This window comes from Pseudomonas sp. KT_2_4 (assembly GCF_041410225.1).
In the GTDB taxonomy this organism is placed as follows: domain Bacteria; phylum Pseudomonadota; class Gammaproteobacteria; order Pseudomonadales; family Pseudomonadaceae; genus Aquipseudomonas; species Aquipseudomonas paracarnis.
Window position 1 is genome coordinate 5,679,151 of record NZ_CP166962.1, and the last position, 19,835, is coordinate 5,698,985.

The window sequence follows — 19,835 nt, forward strand, 5'->3', positions numbered from 1 at the left end:
GCATGATCTCGATCAGGGCTTCTCGCCCTTGAGCTGGCGCAGGCGGATGTCGGCCAGGCAGGTGCCGAGTTCGCCGAGGTGGTCGATCACCGAATGCACACCCAGGCCATAGAGCGCCACCGTGGCCTTGCCGCGCTTGTGTTCGCGTTGCTGCTCGGTCAGCGCCTGCCATTGCTGGGGCGACAGGCCGCAGAGCGAACCGCAGGAGGCCAGGCCGATGGTCCACAAACCGGCGTTCAGGCCCGATTGCAGCAGGCGCGGCTCGCCGCTGACCAGTACGCAGCCTTCCAGGCGTTCGATGTTCAACTCCATCAGGGCTTGCCAGCAAGCGTGGGGCGCGGGCCAGCGAATGGAGGAGGGCGAGGCCGCCTTGAGCCAGCCAGGCAGGCCGGCGCAGAGTGGCGTGGTCACGGCGGGAGGCAGTTCGTCCAGCCAGGCGCAGGGCACGCCTTGTTCTTTGAGACTGCGCAGGATTTTCAACGCGCCTGGCGTGGCCTCGGCGTCGGCGCAAGGTGAGTCGGTGCGCGCCAGGGAACCAAAATCCACCAGGCAGCCACTCAGGCCAAATAACACGGCGGTCAATGAGGGGGCGGCGGCGACGGCAATCTCGACGTGTGGCATCTGAACGTCCCTGAAATAGCTGCCACGCTATCGGGGCGGCATGACAAGGGGATGACACTGTCGATATTTGTAGGAATTTTGTGCATTTTCCCTAAGACGATTCTAGGTAGCTGCCTAAATCGGCACTTCCGTCATATACTGACAGCCTTATTCAGGGCATAGCGCCCATGACAGACCATTCAAGGAGCAAAAGCTATGCGCTGGAGCCAGTACTTCGCTCAGCTATCGGTGTGTGCCACCATCCTGTTGGCGCCTTTCGCTGCCCAAGCGGCCTCGGAAGATGACCCGTGGGAAAGCGTCAACCGCCCCATCTTCACCTTCAACGACACCGTTGACACCTATGCCCTCAAGCCAATCGCCCAGGGCTATCAGTTCGTCACCCCACAATTTGTGCAGGACGGCGTTCACAACTTCTTCCGCAACATCGGTGATGTCGGCAACCTGGCCAACAACGTGCTGCAACTCAAGCCGCACAATGCAGGCGTCGACACCGCCCGCTTGTTGGTCAACACCACATTTGGCGTTCTGGGCTTTATTGACGTCGGCACCAAAATGGGGCTGCAGCGCAGCGATGAAGACTTCGGCCAAACCCTCGGCTACTGGGGCGTGGGCAGCGGCCCGTACGTGATGATCCCGTTGCTGGGCCCAAGCACCTTGCGTGATGCGCCGTCCAAATACGTCGACAGCTACACCCAACCGTACCGCTACATGAACGACATCGGCTGGCGTAACAGCACCTTCGGCCTCAACGTCGTCGACGTGCGCGCCAGCCTGCTCGACAGTGAAAAGCTGATCAGCGGCGACAAGTACACCTTCATTCGTAACGCTTACCTGCAGAACCGCGAGTTCAAGGTCAAGGACGGCAAGGTCGTTGACGACTTTTAAGCCGTGACGTTTTGAAATGAAAAAGGCGACCTTTATAGAGTCGCCTTTTTTGTGCGCGCTGATCGTTCCCCACGCTTCGCGTGGGAACGCATCCCGTGACGCTCCGCGTCACCCTTGCGCAGGGGCTGGATGCTGCGTTAGCGCATTTTCAGAATCTTGAGGCCCAGATGCTGGTCATCGCCTACTGCCTTGGTCCACACCACCTCGGTATCCGCTTCAAGACCCCTGAGCGCAGCGTGTTCTGAATCAATGCGCACGGTCAGCAGGTCACCCACCGTGAACTGGCGAGGTGCCTGCACTTGCATGCCGGAACTGGAGAGGTCCACGCAGGTACCGGCAATCTCCTGCCCGGCATGGATCAAAGACACATCGGCATCTATTCGCATGCGGATGAAATCGCGTTTTTCGGCGTAGTCGCGCTCGTGTTCGCTCACAGCATCCATCCTTACTTTGCGTTGTGGTTGTGAGGGTTCTTATAACTCCCGGTGATTTGCGGTGTAAAGACGCCCGGCGACCATCGGCATGAGCTTGAAACCCCTCACGGATGGGAGTACCGTCTGCGCCTTAGAAGGGCACCTCTGCTTTACCGTTGTGCATGGGCCAAATCCCAATGCTTTGTAGGACAGAGAGGCTAGAAAGCGAATCCAGTACGTGAGCCCGGCCATTGCCGAGCCGCCTACGCCAACCTAATTCTGGCGCCGTTTGCCCACATGCAAAAAACCAGTGCCACGCTGCTGATAATCGATGACGACGAAGTAGTGCGCGCGAGCCTCGCGGCCTACTTGGAAGACAGTGGCTTCAGCGTCCTGCAGGCCAGTAATGGCCAACAGGGTCTCCAGGTATTCGAGCGCGACAAGCCCGACCTTGTGATCTGCGACCTGCGCATGCCCCAGATGGGCGGCCTGGAGCTGATTCGCCAGGTGACCGACCTTGCCCCGCAAACGCCGGTGATTGTCGTGTCCGGTGCCGGTGTCATGAACGACGCCGTCGAAGCCCTGCGCCTGGGCGCTGCCGATTACCTGATCAAGCCCCTGGAAGACCTGGCTGTGCTGGAGCACTCGGTGCGCCGCGCCCTGGACCGTGCACGCCTGCTTTTGGAAAACCAGCGCTACCGCGAAAAGCTCGAGACCGCCAACCGCGAGCTCGAAGCCAGCCTGAACCTGCTGCAGGAAGACCAGAACGCCGGTCGCCAGGTGCAGATGAACATGCTGCCGGTGAGCCCCTGGACGATTGACGAATTCAAGTTTGCCCACCAGATCATCCCGTCGTTGTACCTGTCGGGTGATTTTGTCGACTATTTCCGTGTCGATGAGCGCCGCGTTGCGTTCTACCTGGCCGACGTTTCCGGGCACGGCGCGTCTTCGGCTTTTGTCACCGTGTTGTTGAAGTTCATGACCACACGGCTGTTGTTCGAGTCCAAGCGCAATGGCACCTTGCCGGAGTTCACCCCCTCCGAGGTGCTGGGCCACATCAACCGGGGCCTGATCAGCTGCAAGCTGGGCAAGCACGTGACGATGGTCGGCGGCGTGATCGACGAAGAAACCGGTCTTTTGACCTACAGCATTGGCGGTCACCTGCCGATGCCTGTTTTGTACACTCCTGACAGTGTGCGCTACCTGGAAGGGCGTGGCCTGCCCGTAGGCTTGTTTAACGAAGCCACCTACGAAGACCACATCCTGGAACTGCCGCCGACTTTCAGCCTGACGCTGATGTCCGACGGCATCCTGGACCTTTTGCCAGAGCCTACACTCAAAGAGAAAGAAGCCGCCTTGCCCCAAAAGGTCAAGTCGGCGGGCGGCAGCCTGGATGGCCTGCGGCAGGTTTTTGGATTGGCCACGCTAGGGGAGATGCCGGATGATATCGCCCTATTGGTGTTGAGCAGGAATCTTTGATGAGTACCGGAAGAATCCAATTCGCCGAGCAAGACGGGACCTTCGTCCTGAAATTTGTCGGTGAAGTGCGCCTGACCTTGTGTTCGGCCCTGGATGCGACGATCGAGCGGATCTTCACCGCGCTGAACTTCTCGGCGATCGTGATCGACCTGACCGAAACGCGCAGCATCGATAGCACCACCCTGGGCCTGTTGGCCAAGTTGTCCATTCTGTCGCGGCAGAAGGTCGGCCTGTTGCCGACCGTGGTCACCACCCATGAAGACATCACTCGTCTGTTGCAGTCCATGGGCTTTGACCAGGTGTTCAACATCGTTGATCGCCCGATCCCGTGCCCTGAGTGCCTGACCGACCTGCCGTCCCAGGACCAGTCCGAAGAGATCGTACGGGTCAAGGTGCTGGAAGCGCACAAGATCCTGATGGGCCTCAACGAGTCCAACCGCGAAGCCTTCCACGACCTCGTCAACGCACTCGAGCGGCACTAACAGCTTCCCTGCTCAAACACACACAGTCCAATGTGGGAGCTGGCTTGCCTGCGATTGCGCAGTGTCAGTCGATGAAGTGTTGACTGGCCCCCCGCTATCGCAGGCAAGCCAGCTCCCACATAGGGCGGCGGTGACACCGACGCACAAAAAAGGGCGGCACCCTCACAGGTACCGCCCTTTTTGCCGCTATCTGCCTTTACAGCTTGGCCGACAACAACGCCTCCAGCTTCTCCTGGTCCCGCGCAAACTGACGAATCCCCTCCGCCAGCTTCTCAGTCGCCATCGCGTCCTCGTTGGACTCCCAACGGAACTGCGCTTCAGTCATATGCACACGGGCCTCACCGGCATGCCCTGGCGCCAACTTGCGCTCCAGCTTGCCTTCATCCGCCGCCAGCTTCTCCAGCAGGTCCGGGCTGATGGTCAGGCGATCACACCCGGCCAGCTCTTCGATCTGGCTGAGGTTACGGAAGCTCGCACCCATCACCACGGTCTTGTAGCCGTTAGCCTTGTAGTAGTTGTAGATGCGCGTCACCGACTGCACGCCCGGGTCATCGGAACCGGTGTAGTCGTTGCCGTTGGCCTTCTTGTACCAGTCGTAGATACGGCCCACGAACGGCGAAATCAAAAACACACCCGCTTCAGCACAAGCCACGGCCTGGGCAAACGAGAACAGCAGCGTCAGGTTGGTCTGGATGCCTTCTTTTTCCAGCTTCTCGGCGGCACGGATGCCTTCCCAGGTGGAGGCGATCTTGATCAGCACGCGGTCACGGCCAACCCCAGCCTTTTCGTACAGGTCGATCAGACGGTGCGCACGCTTGAGAATCGCGGCCTCGTCGAACGACAGACGCGCATCCACCTCAGTGGAAATACGGCCCGGCACGACTTTGAGAATCTCTTGACCCACCGCCACCGCAAAGCGGTCACTGGCCAGGCCCACATCGCCGTTGCAGTCCTGCACACACTCATCCAGCAGCTTGGCATAGCCAGGAATCGACGCAGCCTTGAGCAGCAGGGAAGGGTTGGTGGTCGCGTCTTGCGGCTTGAGCTTGGCGAGCGTGGAGAAATCGCCGGTATCGGCTACGACGGTGGTGAATTGCTTGAGTTGTTCCAGCTTGGAAGTCATGGGCGTGCTCTGTCCTGTGGGTCTGATGACATTACCCGAGCGCTGGCAGGCGCTCAAGGGCGCAAATGCGTTAGGTCGTTTGCGAGGGCAATAACCTGGAAACAGCCGTTTGAATTACCGGCCGTGGTGCTAACTAGGAGGCCAGAATCGCCGACAGGTTCCCCCCAACTGCTCGATGCCCTCCGATCAAACTGTGGGAGCCAACTTGCCTGCAAGACGCCAGCCCAGCCACTGAGATTCACCTAGCCCTCATCGGTCAAACTGTGGGAGCTGGCTTGCCTGCGATGACGCCAGCCCAGCCACTGATATTCACCTGACCCCCATCAGTCAAACTGTGGGAGCTGGCTTGCCTGCGATGACGCCAGCCCAGCCACTGATATTCACCTGACACACATCGCTCAAAACTGTGGGAGTGGGCTTGCTCGCGAAAGCAGCCTGTCAGCCCCAAATATCCCCACTGACACCCGACCCGTCACCGCCCCTCCAACAATTCCCCCGCCTGATCCAGCAACGCCAACGGATCACTCGCCTTATGAATATCCACCGACAACAACTGCCGAAACTTGCGCGCCCCCGGGAAACCGGTCCCCAGCCCCAGAACATGGCGCGTAATGTGATGCATCAAGCCACCTGTCGCCAAGTGCTCGGCTATATACGGACGCAACTGCGCCAACGCCTCAGCGCGGGTGATCACAGGCGCGGTGCTGCCAAACAGCTGCTGATCCACCTCCGCCAGCAAATACGGATTGTGATAAGCCTCCCGCCCCAACATCACCCCATCAAACGTCTGCAAATGCGCCTGGCACTGCTCCAACGTCTTGATCCCACCGTTGAGATTAATCTCCAACGCCGGAAAATCCCGCTTCAACTGCGCCGCCACGTCATAACGCAACGGCGGAATGTCCCGGTTCTCCTTGGGCGACAACCCCTCCAGAATCGCAATCCGCGCATGCACGGTAAAACTGGTGCAACCGGCATCCTTCACAGTCCCGACGAAATCACACAACTGGGCATAACTGTCCCGCCCATTGATACCGATACGGTGCTTCACCGTCACCGGGATCGACACCGCATCGCGCATGGCCTTCACACAATCCGCCACCAGGGCAGGGTGCGCCATGAGGATCGCGCCGATCATGTTGTTCTGCACCCGGTCGCTGGGGCAACCGACGTTCAGGTTCACCTCGTCGTAACCGGCGGCCTCGGCCATACGGGCGCAGGCGGCCAGATCAGCCGGAACACTGCCGCCCAACTGCAGCGCCAGCGGGTGCTCGGCTTCGTTGTGGCGCAGGAAGCGGTCGTGGTCGCCATGGAGGATAGCGCCGGTGGTGACCATCTCGGTGTAGAGCAGGGCGTGTTTGGAGAGCAGGCGTAGGAAGAACCGGCAGTGGCGGTCGGTCCAGTCCATCATGGGGGCGACGGAGAAGCGGCGGGAGAGTGGGGCGGTTTGTAGGGGCATGGGGGATCTGAGTCAGCGAGACGAATGGGGCGCAGTTTATCAGGAACGGATCTTGGGTGCCGGTGAGGCAAGTTTTGCGCGCATTACCACTTCGAACGAGGACGTTGCCGTGTGTGGAATACGCCAAGGATCTGCAGTCGATCACCCCGCACTCTATACGGGATCAGATAGGACCAGTTGGGGACTGCCCATTCGCGAGTATGTTTCACCCGACCTTCGCGTCCTATAGAAGGAAACTGAGCCAGCCTGTCGACGCTGGCGAAAATGGCATCCGAGAAGTCGTCAGCGGCTTTTGGATTTTCGAGAGCGATGTAGTTCGCTTCGTCTTCCAGATTTTTGAGCGCTTTTTCAAGCCACTCAACCCGCATTCTTGCTCCAGCGCCTAGCGCGCATGGCTGCCACTTGGTCATCAGTGGCGAATTTGCCTTCGTCGGCGTTTTTTATCGCCAGCTCGATCTGAGCGGTTAGCGTTTTTTCGTGCTCGATGTAGTCGCGAAGAACATCCATTGCTAGGTAGCTCGCTGTCTGGCCGTTGGTTTTGGCCAAGTCGGCGAGAGAGTTGGACAGGTCTTCCGGCAGGTTTAGGGATATCCCAGTCATGGCGGTCTCGATGGTGGACGGTTGTGGGGCATCTTACACCTTGATGTGCTTGGTTGACTCAGCAGTCCGTCGTGAGGTGTATCTGGAAGTGAATTGCTTTTCGCTGCCTACTCAAAATTAAGTACCGTAGTCTGGCTTCGATATCTGCCCTTGAGTGACGCGGTTCACGTCATCGGCTTTCGTGAAGCCAACAAACTGGGGGGGCAAAAATAATGACCAGAAACTCCCGTTCTGAAAGGGTTGATGCAGTGAACCCGGAATGGCCGGCTGAGGACTTTTCTAAGGCCAAACCAGCGAGCGAGGTGCTTGTGGGATTGTTTGGTAAAGCTCAGGCGAAGGAAATGCTCAAGCCCAAGCGGGGCAATCGGCAGTAACCAAAGAGCACTTCAAAGTTCGTTTTGACGCTGACGTGCTGGAGCGATTCTGCGCTTTCGGGCTAGGCTGGCAAAACGCGAATGAATGCCGCTTGGCCGATTGGCTCAAGACGCCCACGCCAGATGAGCTGAAGGCCTAAGGCAATAAGCCACCGATTTGGCTTATTGCTGTCTCGTGATTAGCTTTTTTCAGCGATAACATAAATAAATCTGTTCCTTTTTTGTTTACACGAAGGAGGTTGGATGCCGGGTGCTGAAGCTTATGAGCCTTGGACATCCGGTTTTAAAAAAGCCCAAATGAGCGGCGTAAGAAATGGAGTTTTCACTGGCCCGTACAACGGAAGTAAAGATATTGCGGCGCAAAACCACAACACTTCTTGGGAGTTTTCCTACGTTTCTCAGAGCTTGCCCGTCGGACCACCCGCCGCTAACCTTCTGAGGTCGCTGCAAACCCAGCGGCCGGAGGTGGAAGTCCGTATTGCTAAGGCGTTTTAACTCCCGAAAATATTGGAGCTTCGCCATGCGCAACAACACACGCAGTTCTTCACTTGACCAAACCGCATCGCCCGTCGACCCCAAGCTTCAAGCCGCAGCCCAGCGAGCAATCCATCATCACTTGCCCCCATCGGACGACGCTGCGTCCGCCGAACACCCAAGCAACAACCTATTCCTCGTAAACCCAACCATCGACCCCGAAACCCTCCTGGCCAACGCCGCCGAAAACCTCGCAGCCGCCAACGAAATGGCCGCCACTTTGGCGTTCGATCTCGACGACTCCCAGCGTGCCATCGCCCTGGGCATCCAGCAGTTAATCGAGTTGAGCTCGCTGCTCGTTGACCGAGCCCAGGAGCAGGTTGCGCCTGTAACCGCCTCAGTCAAAGCCTGATAACCAACCCTGCCGCCTCACCCAAGGCGGCAACCTGAACTCATGCTGTCACCCAGCAAAGTTTCATAACTCCCTGCGCCGTTGAGGTCTACGATCCCCTACTGAGAGAGGACCCCAGCGCCTCCAGCCCATAGGGAACTGAAACCATGATCTCGAACCTCGTCAAACTTGTGATGATCACCGGCACGTTGCTGTTGAGCGCTTGTTCATCTTCATCGAGCGTGAACAGTGACCCGTGCTTTTCAGGCGGATGCCAGGCGTTTGGGGACCACAGCCCCAGCAAAGCCGCCAAGATGAATTTTAGTGGCAGTGGGTTGGGGAGTAGTTATGGGGAGTATGGTTCGGGGTTGTTGCATGATGATTGATGGGGTGGTGGGGCGAGAGTGTTTCGCTTGCTTTGCTGCTTTGCAAAGTGAGCAGCCGTTGGGGGAGAACGCTAAGTAGCCGTTGCCTGAGTAACGGATAGGTGCGCGGTCTGATCCCGCATTTTCGTCGGCTGTCGGGCCGTCTTCGCGAGCAAGCCCGCTCCCACAGTTGGAGTGTGGGAGTCAGGGAGATAAGCGTCGGCTGTCAGGTCTTCACGGGAGCAGGCTCCCTCGCCACAGTTGCAGCGTCGTGCCGAAGTTGTGTAGATATTGACGCTGCGATGGCGGTGGGTCAGTTAACTCATCTGTTACTGATATACCGCTATCGCAGGCAAGCCAGCTCCCACATTGGCCATGTATCGCTCGCAGAATCAGCGCCCGGCTCGGATCCCTGTGGGAGAGGGCTTGCTCGCGATGGCGGTGGGTCAGTTAATTCATCTGTCACTGATATACCGCTATCGCAGGCAAGCCAGCTCCCACATTGGCCATGTAGCGCCCACAAAATCAGCGCCCGGCTCGGATCCCTGTGGGAGAGGGCTTGCTCGCGAAGGCGGCGTGTCAGTCACTGGATCTATAACTGAACCAATGCTTTCGTAGGCAAGCTCCACACATTGGATCTTCGTTGTGTGGAAATTGTGTTCGCGTAGCTGATCGGTATTAGGCGCGCCGTTAATGGCCGCCTTTCATACGCCGGGCGATCAGGTAGAGGCCCAGGCCCACCAGCGCTGTCGCTGCGCCGATGTAGCCGGTGCTGGTCCAGCCGAGGCCAGCTGTAATCGCCATCCCCCCAAACCACGGCCCCAGCGCATTCGCCAGGTTAAACGCCGCATGGTTCGACGCTGCCGCCAAGCTTGGCGCTTCATGCGCGATGTCCATCAAGCGAATCTGCAACGGTGCCGCCAACGCGACCATGGTGCCCACCAACCCCATGCTCAGCAGCACGCCCCACAGCGAAGACGCGGCGAAGGGGAAGAACAGCAGCACGGCCATCGACCATACCAATATCAAACCCACCGCCCGAAACTGCATGCGATCAAACAGCTTGCCACCGGCAATGTTGCCGATGATGCCGCCCACGCCAAAGGCGGCGAGGCCGAAGGGGATCCATTGCGGCGAGACCTTGGTCACTTCCAGCATGGTCGGCGCCAGGTAGCTGAATACGCAGAACATCCCGGCAAAGCCAATCGCGCCGATGGACAGGGCCATCCATACCTGGGGTTTGGTGAAGGCGCGCAGTTCTTTGCGTGGGTCGCTGCGTTGTTCGTCGTGGCGGTGGGGCACGAATTGCCAGACCAGGGCGATGGTGAGCAGGGCGATCACGCTGACCAGGGCGAACGCCGAGCGCCAGCCCAGGTGTTGGCCGAGGAAGGTGGCGATGGGGTTGCCCAGCAGCATGGCCAGGGTCAGGCCCATCATCACGCGGGCTACGGCGCCGGCGCGTTTGTCGGTGGGTACCATGCTGGAGGCGACCACGGCGGCGATGCCGAAGTAGGCGCCGTGGGGCAGGCCGCTGATAAAGCGGAAGGCCACCAGCGAGCCGAAGGTCGGGGTGAAGGCGGTGGCGAAGTTGCCCAGGGCGTACAGGCCCATCAGCAACAGCAGCATGTGTTTGCGCAGCAGCTTGGCGCCGAGGATGGCCAGCAGTGGGGCGCCGACCATGACGCCCAGGGCGTAGGCGCTGATGGCGTGGCCCACCTGGGGTTCGCTCAGGCCCAGGTTCTGGGCGATGTCGGGCATCAGGCCCATGATGGCGAATTCGCCGGTGCCGATCGCGAAGGCGCCCACGGCCATGGCCGCTTCCATTTTGGCGGCGCTGCGCGCGGGCAGTACGTGCCCGGGTGTTTGCTGGATTGTCATGGGTAACTCTGTGTGGAGGGTGTGCACGAAGGACGTCGTCGATGCTACGCAAGCCGCGACGAAGGTGTCTAGAACCGCCATTTTCGGCAGAGTTCCACGCCTGTGACCGCAGGTCGCGGCTGCCAGGCTTGACAGGGGGGCATTAAAACCCGCGATTTAGGCCTGTCAATTGGCCAAACGGCGCATAAACGCTGTTTAGCGTGATATTCTGCGCGCCGTCTTGGGCTAGTCTTTCCCTGGTGCGTACACCCGTATACGTCCCAGCGGTTGGCTGTCGCCCAGGTAGCTGAAGCCAATAATGATAAGAAGTCAGCGCAGAAGGGACATAACAGTGAGGTCGATCCATCGGCCTTGTGTGCCCACCCTGCAGCCTTTATGTGACTGTGCAGACCCCGCGGTACGTTGCCTGACGTAGCGTGAACGAGGGTTACTCATGATCGGGGGCGGTAGGGCGGATGGCGTTTTATCATAGGTGCTACTGATGTTTAAAAAAGTAAACACTGCCCTGCTGGGGCTGGCTTTGTCGATGGGGATCACGTCCGTTCACGCGGAAGAGGCAAAGAAAGTCGATGTGCTGCTGATCGGCGGCGGCATCATGAGTGCAACCCTGGGTGTCTGGCTCAATGAGCTGGAACCGGATTGGTCGATGGAGATGGTCGAGCGCCTCGATGGCGTGGCCGAAGAAAGCTCCAACGGCTGGAACAACGCCGGTACCGGTCACTCGGCCCTGGCTGAGCTGAACTACACCCCGGAAGACAAGAACGGCAACGTTGAGATCCCTAAAGCGGTCGAGATCAACGAAGCGTTCCAGATCTCCCGTCAGTTCTGGTCCTGGCAGGTTCAGCAGGGTGTGTTGAAGAACCCGCGTTCGTTCATCAACTCCACTCCGCACATGAGTTTTGTGTGGGGCGATGACAACATCAAGTTCCTGAAAAAACGCTACGAAGCCCTGAAGGCCAGCCCGCTGTTCGCTGGCATGCAGTACTCCGAAGACCCGGCGCAAATCGCCAAGTGGGTTCCGTTGATGATGGAAGGGCGTGATCCCAACCAGAAAATCGCGGCCACCTGGAGCCCGATCGGTACCGACGTGAACTTCGGCGAGATCACCCGCCAGTTCGTCGCTCACCTGCAAACCACGCCGAAGTTTGACTTGAAGCTGTCGAGCGAAGTGCAGGACATCACCCGCAACGACGACGGTTCGTGGCGTGTGAGCTACAAAAACCTCAAAGACGGCACCAAGACTGAAACCGACGCCAAGTTCGTGTTCATCGGCGCCGGCGGCGGTGCCCTGCACCTGCTGCAGAAGTCGGGCATTCCTGAAGCCAAGGAATACGCAGGCTTCCCGGTGGGTGGTTCGTTCCTGGTGACCGAGAACCCGACCATCGCCGAGCAGCACCTGGCCAAGGCCTACGGCAAGGCTTCGGTAGGTTCGCCACCGATGTCGGTTCCGCACCTGGACACCCGTGTGCTGGATGGCAAGCGCGTGATTCTGTTTGGCCCATTCGCGACCTTCTCGACCAAGTTCCTGAAGGAAGGCTCGTACCTGGACCTGCTGACCAGCACCACCACCCACAACATCTGGCCTATGACCAAAGTCGGTATTCGTGAATACCCACTGGTCGAGTACCTCGCCGGCCAACTGATGCTGTCCGATGACGACCGCTTCAAGGCGCTGCAAGAGTACTTCCCGAACGCCAAGCAGTCCGACTGGCGCCTGTGGCAAGCCGGCCAGCGCGTGCAGATCATCAAGCGTGATGAAGAGCAAGGCGGCGTGCTGAAGCTGGGTACCGAAGTGGTCAGCTCTGCCGACAACACCATCGCAGGCCTGCTGGGTGCATCGCCAGGCGCGTCCACCGCGGCTCCGATCATGCTGACCGTGCTGCAAAAGGTGTTCAAGGACAAAGTAGCCAGCCCAGCCTGGCAGGAAAAACTGCACCAGATCGTGCCAAGCTACGGCACCAAGCTGAACGACAGCCCTGAAGCTGTTGCCAAGGAATGGGCCTACACTGCCGGTGTGCTGCAACTGACACCACCGCCAGCGATCCCGCAACTGGCTGCTCCACAGGCTACCGAGGCTGCCAAGCCTGCGGCTGAGCCAAGCAAGCCGGCGTCTGATCTGGCGCTGTAAGCAACACCCACGAAAAAGCCCGCTGAACCGGTGACGGTCAGCGGGCTTTTTTGTGCGCTAACGATCAGGCGCGCGGCGGGTGTCGCTCCACCGGAGGCAGCTCAACCGTACGCTCGGCCGCTGCCAGCGCCGCCTTCAAGCCCGCTTGGTTAAGGGGTACGCAATACGCCGGTTTAGCCCGCTCGAATCGCCAGCTTTCATCCAGCCCTCCAGCATCCACGGCATCGAAACCCAGTTGGTCGAGTAACGTCATCACTTGCGCCTTTGCCGTCGCGTCATCTGCTGCCACTGGCAATGCGCGGCGGTCAGGCGCGCCGTGCGGGCGAGCATCCTGCGTCAGGTCTGGGGCGAAGATCGCATTAAATACTTTCACCACATGTGATTGCGGCAAATGGTCAGCCAGCAATCGGCTGGTGGTGGTTTCAAACCGGTCCAGGGGCGGGATATGCCCATCACGATCGGGGTAGTAATTGTTGGCGTCCATCACTGTCTTGCCCTCCAGCCATTGGGCGGGGACGCTGCGGTAGTGCTCCAGGGGGATCGCCACCAGTACCAGGTCACCAAACCTGGCAGCGTCATCTGCGCTGCCCACTTGCACACCGAGTATGCCGCTCACCACGCTGCTCATGGTGTGTGGGCCGCGGGAATTGCTCAGCATCACGTTATGTCCGGCGGCAAGCGCCAGTTGCGCCACGGCACGCCCGATAAAACCTGCTCCAATCACGCCAATCTTCATGTGCTTGCTCCAGTGGAAGTAGGAAGTGGCTATGATGATTAGCAACCATAACGTGATAAATCGTCATTTTGATGTGGATGTTGTTACTGGGAGTGGGGAATGATGGATCGCCTGTCAAGCATGAACGCCTTCGTGATAGCCGCTGAATTAGGCTCCTATGCGAGGGCCGCCGAACGCTTGGGCATGTCGCCGCAGATGGTGGCCAAGCATGTCACCGCGTTGGAACAACGCCTGGGCGCGCGATTGCTCAACCGCACAACCCGTCGACAAAGCCTGACTGAACTGGGAGGGGAGTATTACGAACGCTGCAAACATATCCTGACGGAGGCCGAGGCCGCCGACGCCCTGGCACAGGTCATGAACGACACGCCGCGTGGCAAGCTGAAAGTCACCGCCCCGGTGACCTTTGGCTCCTACAGCCTGATGCCGTTGATCACCGGGTTTTTACGTGACAATCCACAGGTAGAAGTCGATTTGCACCTGACGGATCGTTTCGTCGACTTGGTGGAGGAGGGCTACGACGCCGCGTTTCGCATTGGTCCGTTGGGCACGAGCGGCCTCACTGCGAGACCTTTGGCACCGTATCGGTTGGTGGCCTGCGCTGCACCGGCTTACCTGATGGCGCGAGGCACACCGCAGAAGCCGGCAGATCTTGAGCGTCATGAGTGCCTGGGGTACGCCTTTTCATCGCGTCCGGCGGATCGAGAGTGGGTGTTTTTCCAGGGCACGGTTTCCTACAAGGTACGAGTGGCCAGCCGTTTGCTCATCAATGAAAGCCGGGCATTGATGTCGGCGGCATTGGATGGTTTTGGCATTGTGCTCGGCCCGCAAGACTTTCTGCGAACGGCGTTGGCGAGTGGCGAGTTGGTGCGGGTGTTGCCGGAGTTTGAGGCTCCGAGTCGGTCGATGCATTTGGTCTACACCGCAAACCGCCAGCGTACCGCCAAGTTGCGCTGCTTTGTCGAGACTGTGCTGGGACGTTTTGGTCCGGTATGAAGGAGCACCACCGTGGCGGTCGTCGGGAGGCACGCTAAAGATCTACAGGTTCAGCCATCTGACAGACATCTCCTGTTAAAAATAACCCAGGCCCAAGCAGGGCCCGGCTGCAACAAAGGAAGGACTTCTTTCTGATGCAGGTGTTGGGCGTGCGCGCCCGAGGGTTTTGTATGTGGCTACGTTATGCAGCATTGGCCGCCATGGTGGTCGCGGCTTCCGGGTGTGTGCAAGAGCGTGTTGTGCATGAGCGCAGGCCGGTGCAACACGAGTACGTGGATGTGGTGGCGCCGCAACCGCCGCCGGTGCAGGTGATTGAAGTCGAGCCGGCGGTGCGCGAAGGTTATATTTGGTCACGCGGTTACTGGCGCTGGGAAGGCGGGCGCTATGTGGCAGTGCACGGCCATTGGGAACCGGTGCGCCAGGGGTATCGTTATGTACACCCGCATTGGGTGCAGCGTAATGATGGCTACCACTGGCAGATCGGCGGTTGGGTTCGCTAGCCCAACTTCCTCTCCCTCTGTAGGCGCGAGCTTGCTCGCTCCTACAAAAAAGCCGCTCTAACCGAGCCGTTTCATCCCTGCTGCCTTGGCTGCGTGCAGATCAAACGTGGCGGTGTACTCGCAACCGGCCGCATGGCCACAGCGTTCGATCAGGCAGTCGGCAAAGTCCGCTTTGCTTGCGGTGAACTTGCGCAGGGCCTGCCAGATGATATCGGCGTGCTCGACGGTCAGTTCCCGTGTGTGCAGCAAGGTCTCCAGTACCGTTACCACATCGCTTTTGGCCGACTGGTAGCAGGACTGCAACACCCACACCAGTTCCGTAAGCGTCACCAGGCTGACAAAACCTGGTGAGGCGGCGGTGAGCGATTCGATCAGTTGGGACGCCTTGGCGGATTGAACCGGGTCATCCTGGGTCACATAACGCACCAGCACATTGGTATCCAGGCCGATCATCCAGCGCTTGCTCCCTGGGCCGCGATGGCGCGGTTCATGTCTTCGATAGACACGGCATGGGCGGGCTTGCGGATCAAACCCTTGAGGTCCTTGACGGTTTTGCTGGCGGCAATCATGGAAAACTTGCCGTCTTCCATTTCGACGAATTCCACCCGGTCGCCTGTTTCCAGGCCCAGGGCTGTCCTGACCTGAACAGGGATGGTGATTTGCCCTTTTGAAGTGAGTGTGGCGGTGGCCATAGTGAAGATCTCCATCGTGATATTCCTTACCTTAGGGTAAGGAATGACGGAGGACAATATCCGTTGGTCCATAGGTCGCTCGCTGAGGTGAATGAGTTGGAATAGTAAAACCCTAGTCCGAACTCTTGTTCCTCACACGCGTTGCTATGTCCCAAACGAATACAAACTATGACCGACCGCCCGCTGGCTTATTGCACCACGCGATAGCACGGCACATACGCCGCGCCGCCCGGCAGTTTCATGCGGTGCTGGGCCACGAACGCCTTCAATAATTCATCCAACGGTTTCATGATCGCCGGGTCGCCGTGGATCTCATACGGGCCGTTCTCCTCGATCAGGCGAATACCCTTGTCCTTGACGTTACCCGCCACGATCCCGGAGAACGCCCGGCGCAGGTTGGCCGCCAGTTCATGGGCCGGCAGCGCGTGGTTCAGTTGCAGGCTGGCCATGTTTTCGTGGGTGGGGTCGAACGGGCGCTGGAAGCCTTCGTCGATCTTCAGCAGCCAGTTGAAGTGGAACGCGTCGTTACGCTCGCGGCGGAATTGCTTCACCGCCTTGAGGCCGGAGGTCATCTGGCGGGCCACTTCGGCCGGGTCGTCGATGATGATCTGGTAATGCTTCTGCGCCGCTTCGCCCAGGGTGGCACCGACGAACGCGTGCAATTGTTCCAGGTAAGGCGCGGCATGTTTGGGCCCGGTAAGCACCACCGGGAACGGCAGGTCGCGGTTGTCCGGGTGCATGAGGATGCCCAGCAGGTACAGGAACTCCTCGGCCGTACCGGCGCCGCCGGGGAAGATGATGATGCCGTGGCCGACACGCACGAAGGCTTCCAGGCGTTTTTCGATGTCCGGCAAAATCACCAGCTCGTTGACGATGGGGTTCGGCGCTTCGGCGGCGATGATGCCTGGCTCGGTCAAGCCTAGGTAACGGCCATTGGTGATGCGTTGCTTGGCGTGGGAAATGGTCGCGCCCTTCATTGGGCCTTTCATCACGCCTGGGCCGCAACCGGTGCACACGTCGAGGCTGCGCAGGCCCAGTTCGTGCCCGACTTTCTTGGTGTATTTGTATTCTTCGGTGTTGATCGAATGGCCGCCCCAGCACACCACGATCTTGGGCTCCACACCCGGGCGCAGCGTACGGGCGTTGCGCAGCAGGTGGAACACGTAGTCGGTGATGCCTTGGGAGTTGCTCAGGTCGATACGCTGGCTGTCCAGCTCGTTCTCGGTGTAGACGATGTCACGCAGGGCGCTGAACAGCATCTCGCGGGTGCTGGCGATCATCTCGCCATCGACAAAGGCATCGGCCGGGGCGTTGAGCAGTTCCAGGCGTACGCCGCGGTCTTGCTGGTGAATACGCACTTCAAAGTCTTTGTAGGCGTCGAGGATGGTCTTGGCGTTGTCGATATGCGCGCCGGTGTTGAGAATCGCGAGGGCGCATTGGCGGAACAGGGTGTAGATGCTGCCGGTACCGGCTTCGCTCAGTTGCTGCACTTCACGTTGGGACAGGGTTTCGAGGCTGCCCTTGGGGCTGACGGAGGCGTTGATGACTTGACGTTGGGGCATTCTGATTCCTTGAAAGCACAGCCACCGCGTCCGCTTGGGGGGCGATGGCTTGAGAAGGGTGAGCGCCAATTAAGGTCGCACGAGACGGTTATTTACCTCAGGCGCGAGGCCCAGCGCAAATGCCGTCCAACACCATCATGCCGCAGAACTTACTGAATCAGCTTCCAGTTTTTGTAGAAAACCCGACGCAGGGTAAAGACCAGGCCGGCAAACCCTGCGATCACGGCGTTGAGCACCGAGGGCAGCAGGGTCGGGCGCACAATATCAATAAACAGGCAGTAGCGTTTGGCGTCGTTTTTGTTGAAGGAGGCGTGCATCAGCGTGTCATCGAAGATAAACAGCGGGTCGTCGTGCCAGTAGTGCTTGTGCTTACCCACCTGGATATACACGCCCTCATGGTGCGGTGCCGGCGCCATGTTGTAGAGCACACGGAACATCATGCGCAGGGGGCCGAAGTGGAACGACGTCGAGCGGTTCTCGTTGAACACCGAGACGCCGATGGTTTTCACGAACGGCAGTTTCTTGCGCAGCTGCGGGATATCCAGGGTGGTTTCGATCGGGCGGCCGTACCACTGGAAAAACAACATGCCGCGTTTCTTCTCGGCCATGCGTTCGTCCAGGTAGCTGATGATTTCATCCTTGCGGGCCATGGCGTCGTCGATCACCTGTTGCAGGTCTTCGCGCCAGGCCGGCGGCAGGTCTTGCAGGGTATAGACATGCCGGTTGCGGCTGCTCAGCAGGTCGAGCAGGGTGTTGAACGGTGCCAGCACCCAGGTATTACGACCGTTGCCGATAAAATACTTCTTGATGGTGTCGCGGTCGTACAGGCCGTTACGCAGGAAGTCATAAACGCCGCAGCACACCACCAACAGCAGAAACACCAGGCAACTGCGCGGGAAACAATAGATCAACAGCAGAACGCCGAGCGCCCACGCCAGGGACACCAGCTTTTTGCCGACAGCATTTTTGCTCATGAAACGAGGCTCCAAAGCCGAAATATATTGAAACAATATCGTCATCATAGGGCTTTCTGACACCGGCAGGCGTTTTTAAATAGGGCGAAATTGTGAAGCCACTGCACAATTTGTAACCGTTACCGTGCAGGCTCCGACGTTTTGTGGATTGAATTTTGAGAACAGAAGATTTGCGACTATCGTGACGCTTCGGTTTTTCAGGCGTCATAGACCGGTACGATTGAAGTTGAATGGCCACTATTGGCCTTCGGCACCTTGGAAGAGGCAGAAATTTTTATGATCATCAAACCGCGGGTTCGTGGCTTTATCTGTGTGACCGCTCACCCTGTTGGCTGTGAAGCGAACGTCAAAGAGCAGATCGACTACGTAACCAAAAACGGCGTCATCGAGGGCGGCCCTAAAAAGGTACTGGTCCTCGGTGCCTCCACCGGCTACGGCCTGGCCGCGCGCATCAGTGCTGCGTTTGGCTGCGGCGCCGACACCCTGGGCGTGTTTTTTGAGAAAGAAGGCGAAGAAGGCAAGCTGAGCTCCGCCGGCTGGTACAACAGCGCGGCGTTCGAGAAGTTTGCTGTGGAAAAAGGCCTGTACGCCAAGAGCATCAACGGCGACGCGTTCTCCGACGAAATCAAGCGCCTGACCATCGAAACCATCAAGAAAGACCTGGGCAAGATCGACCTGGTGGTCTACAGCCTGGCCGCCCCACGCCGTACCGACCCGCAAGGCGTGGTGCACAACTCCACCCTCAAGCCAATCGGCAAGGCCGTGACCCTGCGCGGTATCAACACCGACAAGGGCGTGGTGGTCGACACCACGCTTGAGCCTGCGACCCAGGAAGAAATCGACGGTACCGTGAAGGTCATGGGCGGCGAAGACTGGCAGCTGTGGATCGACGCCCTGCGTGACGCCGATGTATTGGCCGAAGGCGCCAAGACCACCGCGTTCACCTACCTGGGTGAGAAGCTGACCCAGGACATCTACTGGAACGGCTCCATCGGCGAAGCCAAGAAAGACCTGGACAAGAAAGTCCTGACCCTGCGCGAAAACCTCGCTGCGCTCAAGGGCGACGCCCGTGTGTCGGTGCTCAAGGCCGTGGTTACCCAGGCCAGCTCGGCAATCCCGATCATGCCGCTGTACCTGTCGTTGCTGTTCAAGGTGATGAAAGAGCAGGGCACCCACGAAGGCTGCATCGAGCAGGTCTACGGCCTGTTCAAGGACAGCTTGTACGGCAGCCAGCCGAAACTCGACGCCGATGGCCGCCTGCGTGCCGACCTGGCCGAGCTGGAACCGAAGGTCCAGGACGCCGTGGCCGCGCTGTGGAACCAGGTGACCGACGACAACGTCAACGAGATCAGCGATTTTGCCGGTTACAAGGCCGAGTTCCTGCGCTTGTTTGGCTTTGAGGTCGACGGCGTGGATTACGACGCGGATGTGAACCCGACCGTCAAAATCAACGGGCTGATTCAAGCTTAAAACCCGGTCAATAAGGTGGGAGCTGGCTTGCCCTGATGTCAGTCAGTTAACGCAAATCCCCTGTGGGAGCGTGCTTGCCCGCGAAGGCGGTGCGTCAGTCGCGGCATCTGTGACTGCACGACCGCTTTCGCAGGCAAGCCAGCTCCCACATGTGATCTTCGTTGCTTTGAGCATTGCGTTCGCTCAATTTGGCTGTGCCTACTCCCTCTTTCTTTTCAGCCCCTTCTTACGCC

Annotated in this window: 22 protein-coding genes and 1 pseudogene; 11 read left to right on the top strand and 12 right to left on the bottom strand. The window is 59.1% G+C overall.

Going from position 1 to position 19,835, the window contains the following annotated elements:
- Positions 1-12: 12 nt before the first annotated feature.
- A complete protein-coding gene (locus tag AB9N64_RS26200) occupies positions 13-621 on the bottom strand; it encodes a hypothetical protein (RefSeq protein WP_060767232.1) in 609 nt (202 codons plus the stop codon).
- Between the two features lie 195 nt (positions 622-816).
- On the opposite strand from AB9N64_RS26200, the gene AB9N64_RS26205 reads away from it, so the two are divergent.
- Positions 817-1,506 carry a VacJ family lipoprotein gene (locus AB9N64_RS26205; protein ID WP_003189688.1) on the top strand — a complete coding sequence of 230 codons (690 nt, stop codon included), beginning with the start codon at positions 817-819 and terminating at the stop codon, positions 1,504-1,506.
- Between the two features lie 137 nt (positions 1,507-1,643).
- Here AB9N64_RS26205 and AB9N64_RS26210 read toward each other — a convergent pair whose 3' ends face one another.
- A complete protein-coding gene (locus tag AB9N64_RS26210) occupies positions 1,644-1,940 on the bottom strand; it encodes a PilZ domain-containing protein (RefSeq protein ID WP_003189689.1) in 297 nt (98 codons plus the stop codon).
- A gap of 276 nt (positions 1,941-2,216) precedes the next feature.
- Here AB9N64_RS26210 and rssB point away from each other — a divergent pair, with 276 nt between their 5' ends.
- The gene (rssB, locus tag AB9N64_RS26215; protein ID WP_014717527.1) at positions 2,217-3,398 is read left to right on the top strand and encodes a two-component system response regulator RssB; all 1,182 of its coding nucleotides are present in this window, start codon (positions 2,217-2,219) and stop codon (positions 3,396-3,398) included.
- Positions 3,398-3,880, top strand: coding sequence for an anti-sigma factor antagonist RssC (gene rssC / locus AB9N64_RS26220; protein ID WP_010212025.1), 483 nt, complete (start codon positions 3,398-3,400; stop codon positions 3,878-3,880). Before rssB ends, rssC begins: the two co-directional genes overlap by 1 nt.
- A gap of 196 nt (positions 3,881-4,076) precedes the next feature.
- Here the strand turns inward: rssC and tal are convergent, their stop codons facing one another.
- The 4 genes from tal to AB9N64_RS26240 all read right to left on the bottom strand — a co-directional run bounded on the left by tal (position 4,077) and on the right by AB9N64_RS26240 (position 7,062).
- Positions 4,077-5,003, bottom strand: coding sequence for a transaldolase (tal, locus tag AB9N64_RS26225; protein ID WP_371359780.1), 927 nt, complete (start codon positions 5,001-5,003; stop codon positions 4,077-4,079).
- Positions 5,004-5,475: 472 nt separating this feature from the next.
- Complete coding sequence (dusA, locus tag AB9N64_RS26230) at positions 5,476-6,462, bottom strand: tRNA dihydrouridine(20/20a) synthase DusA (RefSeq protein ID WP_371359781.1); 987 nt, start codon at positions 6,460-6,462, stop codon at positions 5,476-5,478.
- An 83-nt stretch (positions 6,463-6,545) separates the two neighbouring features.
- The gene (locus AB9N64_RS26235) at positions 6,546-6,830 is read right to left on the bottom strand and encodes a type II toxin-antitoxin system RelE/ParE family toxin (RefSeq protein WP_057710859.1); all 285 of its coding nucleotides are present in this window, start codon (positions 6,828-6,830) and stop codon (positions 6,546-6,548) included.
- Positions 6,820-7,062: a CopG family ribbon-helix-helix protein gene (locus AB9N64_RS26240; protein ID WP_102666238.1), complete on the bottom strand. Its 243-nt coding sequence runs from the start codon at positions 7,060-7,062 to the stop codon at positions 6,820-6,822. Before AB9N64_RS26240 ends, AB9N64_RS26235 begins: the two co-directional genes overlap by 11 nt.
- Positions 7,063-7,462: 400 nt before the next feature.
- Between AB9N64_RS26240 and AB9N64_RS26245 the strand changes: the two are divergent.
- The 4 genes and pseudogenes from AB9N64_RS26245 to AB9N64_RS26260 all read left to right on the top strand — a co-directional run.
- Positions 7,463-7,576: pseudogene (locus AB9N64_RS26245) on the top strand (hypothetical protein); the annotation flags it as partial.
- Between the two features lie 103 nt (positions 7,577-7,679).
- A complete protein-coding gene (locus AB9N64_RS26250) occupies positions 7,680-7,931 on the top strand; it encodes a hypothetical protein (protein ID WP_032902651.1) in 252 nt (83 codons plus the stop codon).
- A 25-nt stretch (positions 7,932-7,956) separates the two neighbouring features.
- Complete coding sequence (locus AB9N64_RS26255) at positions 7,957-8,322, top strand: DUF6124 family protein (RefSeq protein ID WP_102666239.1); 366 nt, start codon at positions 7,957-7,959, stop codon at positions 8,320-8,322.
- A gap of 146 nt (positions 8,323-8,468) precedes the next feature.
- Positions 8,469-8,687 (top strand): hypothetical protein, encoded by a 219-nt coding sequence (locus AB9N64_RS26260; protein ID WP_232246241.1) that lies wholly within the window; start codon positions 8,469-8,471, stop codon positions 8,685-8,687.
- A gap of 669 nt (positions 8,688-9,356) precedes the next feature.
- Here the strand turns inward: AB9N64_RS26260 and AB9N64_RS26265 are convergent.
- Positions 9,357-10,544, bottom strand: a complete 1,188-nt coding sequence (locus AB9N64_RS26265; protein WP_014717589.1) for an MFS transporter — start codon at positions 10,542-10,544, stop codon at positions 9,357-9,359.
- A gap of 481 nt (positions 10,545-11,025) precedes the next feature.
- On the opposite strand from AB9N64_RS26265, the gene mqo reads away from it, so the two are divergent.
- Entirely contained in the window at positions 11,026-12,672 is a 1,647-nt protein-coding gene (gene mqo, locus AB9N64_RS26270; protein ID WP_014717590.1) for a malate dehydrogenase (quinone), read from the top strand.
- Between the two features lie 64 nt (positions 12,673-12,736).
- On the opposite strand, the gene AB9N64_RS26275 is transcribed toward mqo, so the two are convergent.
- Positions 12,737-13,408, bottom strand: coding sequence for an NADPH-dependent F420 reductase (locus tag AB9N64_RS26275; protein ID WP_014717591.1), 672 nt, complete (start codon positions 13,406-13,408; stop codon positions 12,737-12,739).
- Positions 13,409-13,507: 99 nt separating this feature from the next.
- On the opposite strand from AB9N64_RS26275, the gene AB9N64_RS26280 reads away from it, so the two are divergent.
- Positions 13,508-14,404, top strand: coding sequence for a LysR family transcriptional regulator (locus tag AB9N64_RS26280; protein WP_038449482.1), 897 nt, complete (start codon positions 13,508-13,510; stop codon positions 14,402-14,404).
- A gap of 170 nt (positions 14,405-14,574) precedes the next feature.
- Positions 14,575-14,904, top strand: a complete 330-nt coding sequence (locus AB9N64_RS26285) for a YXWGXW repeat-containing protein (RefSeq protein WP_014717593.1) — start codon at positions 14,575-14,577, stop codon at positions 14,902-14,904.
- 57 nt (positions 14,905-14,961) lie between these two features.
- Here the strand turns inward: AB9N64_RS26285 and AB9N64_RS26290 are convergent, their stop codons facing one another.
- The 4 genes from AB9N64_RS26290 to AB9N64_RS26305 all read right to left on the bottom strand — a co-directional run bounded on the left by AB9N64_RS26290 (position 14,962) and on the right by AB9N64_RS26305 (position 18,132).
- Positions 14,962-15,357, bottom strand: coding sequence for a PIN domain-containing protein (locus tag AB9N64_RS26290; protein WP_014717594.1), 396 nt, complete (start codon positions 15,355-15,357; stop codon positions 14,962-14,964).
- On the bottom strand, positions 15,354-15,611 hold the full coding sequence (locus AB9N64_RS26295; protein ID WP_014717595.1) for an AbrB/MazE/SpoVT family DNA-binding domain-containing protein: 258 nt from the start codon (positions 15,609-15,611) through the stop codon (positions 15,354-15,356). The genes AB9N64_RS26290 and AB9N64_RS26295 overlap by 4 nt, the downstream gene beginning before the upstream one ends.
- A gap of 173 nt (positions 15,612-15,784) precedes the next feature.
- Entirely contained in the window at positions 15,785-17,158 is a 1,374-nt protein-coding gene (ppnN, locus tag AB9N64_RS26300) for a nucleotide 5'-monophosphate nucleosidase PpnN (protein WP_371359782.1), read from the bottom strand.
- Positions 17,159-17,307: 149 nt separating this feature from the next.
- A complete protein-coding gene (locus AB9N64_RS26305) occupies positions 17,308-18,132 on the bottom strand; it encodes an aspartyl/asparaginyl beta-hydroxylase domain-containing protein (RefSeq protein WP_019820661.1) in 825 nt (274 codons plus the stop codon).
- Positions 18,133-18,408: 276 nt separating this feature from the next.
- On the opposite strand from AB9N64_RS26305, the gene fabV reads away from it, so the two are divergent.
- Positions 18,409-19,602 (top strand): enoyl-ACP reductase FabV, encoded by a 1,194-nt coding sequence (gene fabV, locus AB9N64_RS26310; RefSeq protein ID WP_003189732.1) that lies wholly within the window; start codon positions 18,409-18,411, stop codon positions 19,600-19,602.
- Positions 19,603-19,835: the final 233 nt, after the last annotated feature.

Bases quoted from the DNA above. Each gene is read 5' to 3' on its own strand.
- AB9N64_RS26275 (WP_014717591.1), bottom strand. From the start codon at position 13,408: ATGAAGATTGGCGTGATTGGAGCAGGTTTTATCGGGCGTGCCGTGGCG.
- ppnN (WP_371359782.1), bottom strand. From the start codon at position 17,158: ATGCCCCAACGTCAAGTCATCAACGCCTCCGTCAGCCCCAAGGGCAGC.
- AB9N64_RS26240 (WP_102666238.1), bottom strand. From the start codon at position 7,062: ATGACTGGGATATCCCTAAACCTGCCGGAAGACCTGTCCAACTCTCTC.
- AB9N64_RS26250 (WP_032902651.1), top strand. From the start codon at position 7,680: ATGCCGGGTGCTGAAGCTTATGAGCCTTGGACATCCGGTTTTAAAAAA.
- mqo (WP_014717590.1), top strand. From the start codon at position 11,026: ATGTTTAAAAAAGTAAACACTGCCCTGCTGGGGCTGGCTTTGTCGATG.
- AB9N64_RS26265 (WP_014717589.1), bottom strand. From the start codon at position 10,544: ATGACAATCCAGCAAACACCCGGGCACGTACTGCCCGCGCGCAGCGCC.
- AB9N64_RS26290 (WP_014717594.1), bottom strand. From the start codon at position 15,357: ATGATCGGCCTGGATACCAATGTGCTGGTGCGTTATGTGACCCAGGAT.
- fabV (WP_003189732.1), top strand. From the start codon at position 18,409: ATGATCATCAAACCGCGGGTTCGTGGCTTTATCTGTGTGACCGCTCAC.
- tal (WP_371359780.1), bottom strand. From the start codon at position 5,003: ATGACTTCCAAGCTGGAACAACTCAAGCAATTCACCACCGTCGTAGCC.
- AB9N64_RS26295 (WP_014717595.1), bottom strand. From the start codon at position 15,611: ATGGAGATCTTCACTATGGCCACCGCCACACTCACTTCAAAAGGGCAA.
- AB9N64_RS26280 (WP_038449482.1), top strand. From the start codon at position 13,508: ATGATGGATCGCCTGTCAAGCATGAACGCCTTCGTGATAGCCGCTGAA.
- AB9N64_RS26305 (WP_019820661.1), bottom strand. From the start codon at position 18,132: ATGAGCAAAAATGCTGTCGGCAAAAAGCTGGTGTCCCTGGCGTGGGCG.
- dusA (WP_371359781.1), bottom strand. From the start codon at position 6,462: ATGCCCCTACAAACCGCCCCACTCTCCCGCCGCTTCTCCGTCGCCCCC.
- AB9N64_RS26235 (WP_057710859.1), bottom strand. From the start codon at position 6,830: ATGCGGGTTGAGTGGCTTGAAAAAGCGCTCAAAAATCTGGAAGACGAA.
- AB9N64_RS26200 (WP_060767232.1), bottom strand. From the start codon at position 621: ATGCCACACGTCGAGATTGCCGTCGCCGCCGCCCCCTCATTGACCGCC.
- rssC (WP_010212025.1), top strand. From the start codon at position 3,398: ATGAGTACCGGAAGAATCCAATTCGCCGAGCAAGACGGGACCTTCGTC.
- rssB (WP_014717527.1), top strand. From the start codon at position 2,217: ATGCAAAAAACCAGTGCCACGCTGCTGATAATCGATGACGACGAAGTA.
- AB9N64_RS26255 (WP_102666239.1), top strand. From the start codon at position 7,957: ATGCGCAACAACACACGCAGTTCTTCACTTGACCAAACCGCATCGCCC.
- AB9N64_RS26205 (WP_003189688.1), top strand. From the start codon at position 817: ATGCGCTGGAGCCAGTACTTCGCTCAGCTATCGGTGTGTGCCACCATC.
- AB9N64_RS26260 (WP_232246241.1), top strand. From the start codon at position 8,469: ATGATCTCGAACCTCGTCAAACTTGTGATGATCACCGGCACGTTGCTG.
- AB9N64_RS26285 (WP_014717593.1), top strand. From the start codon at position 14,575: ATGTGGCTACGTTATGCAGCATTGGCCGCCATGGTGGTCGCGGCTTCC.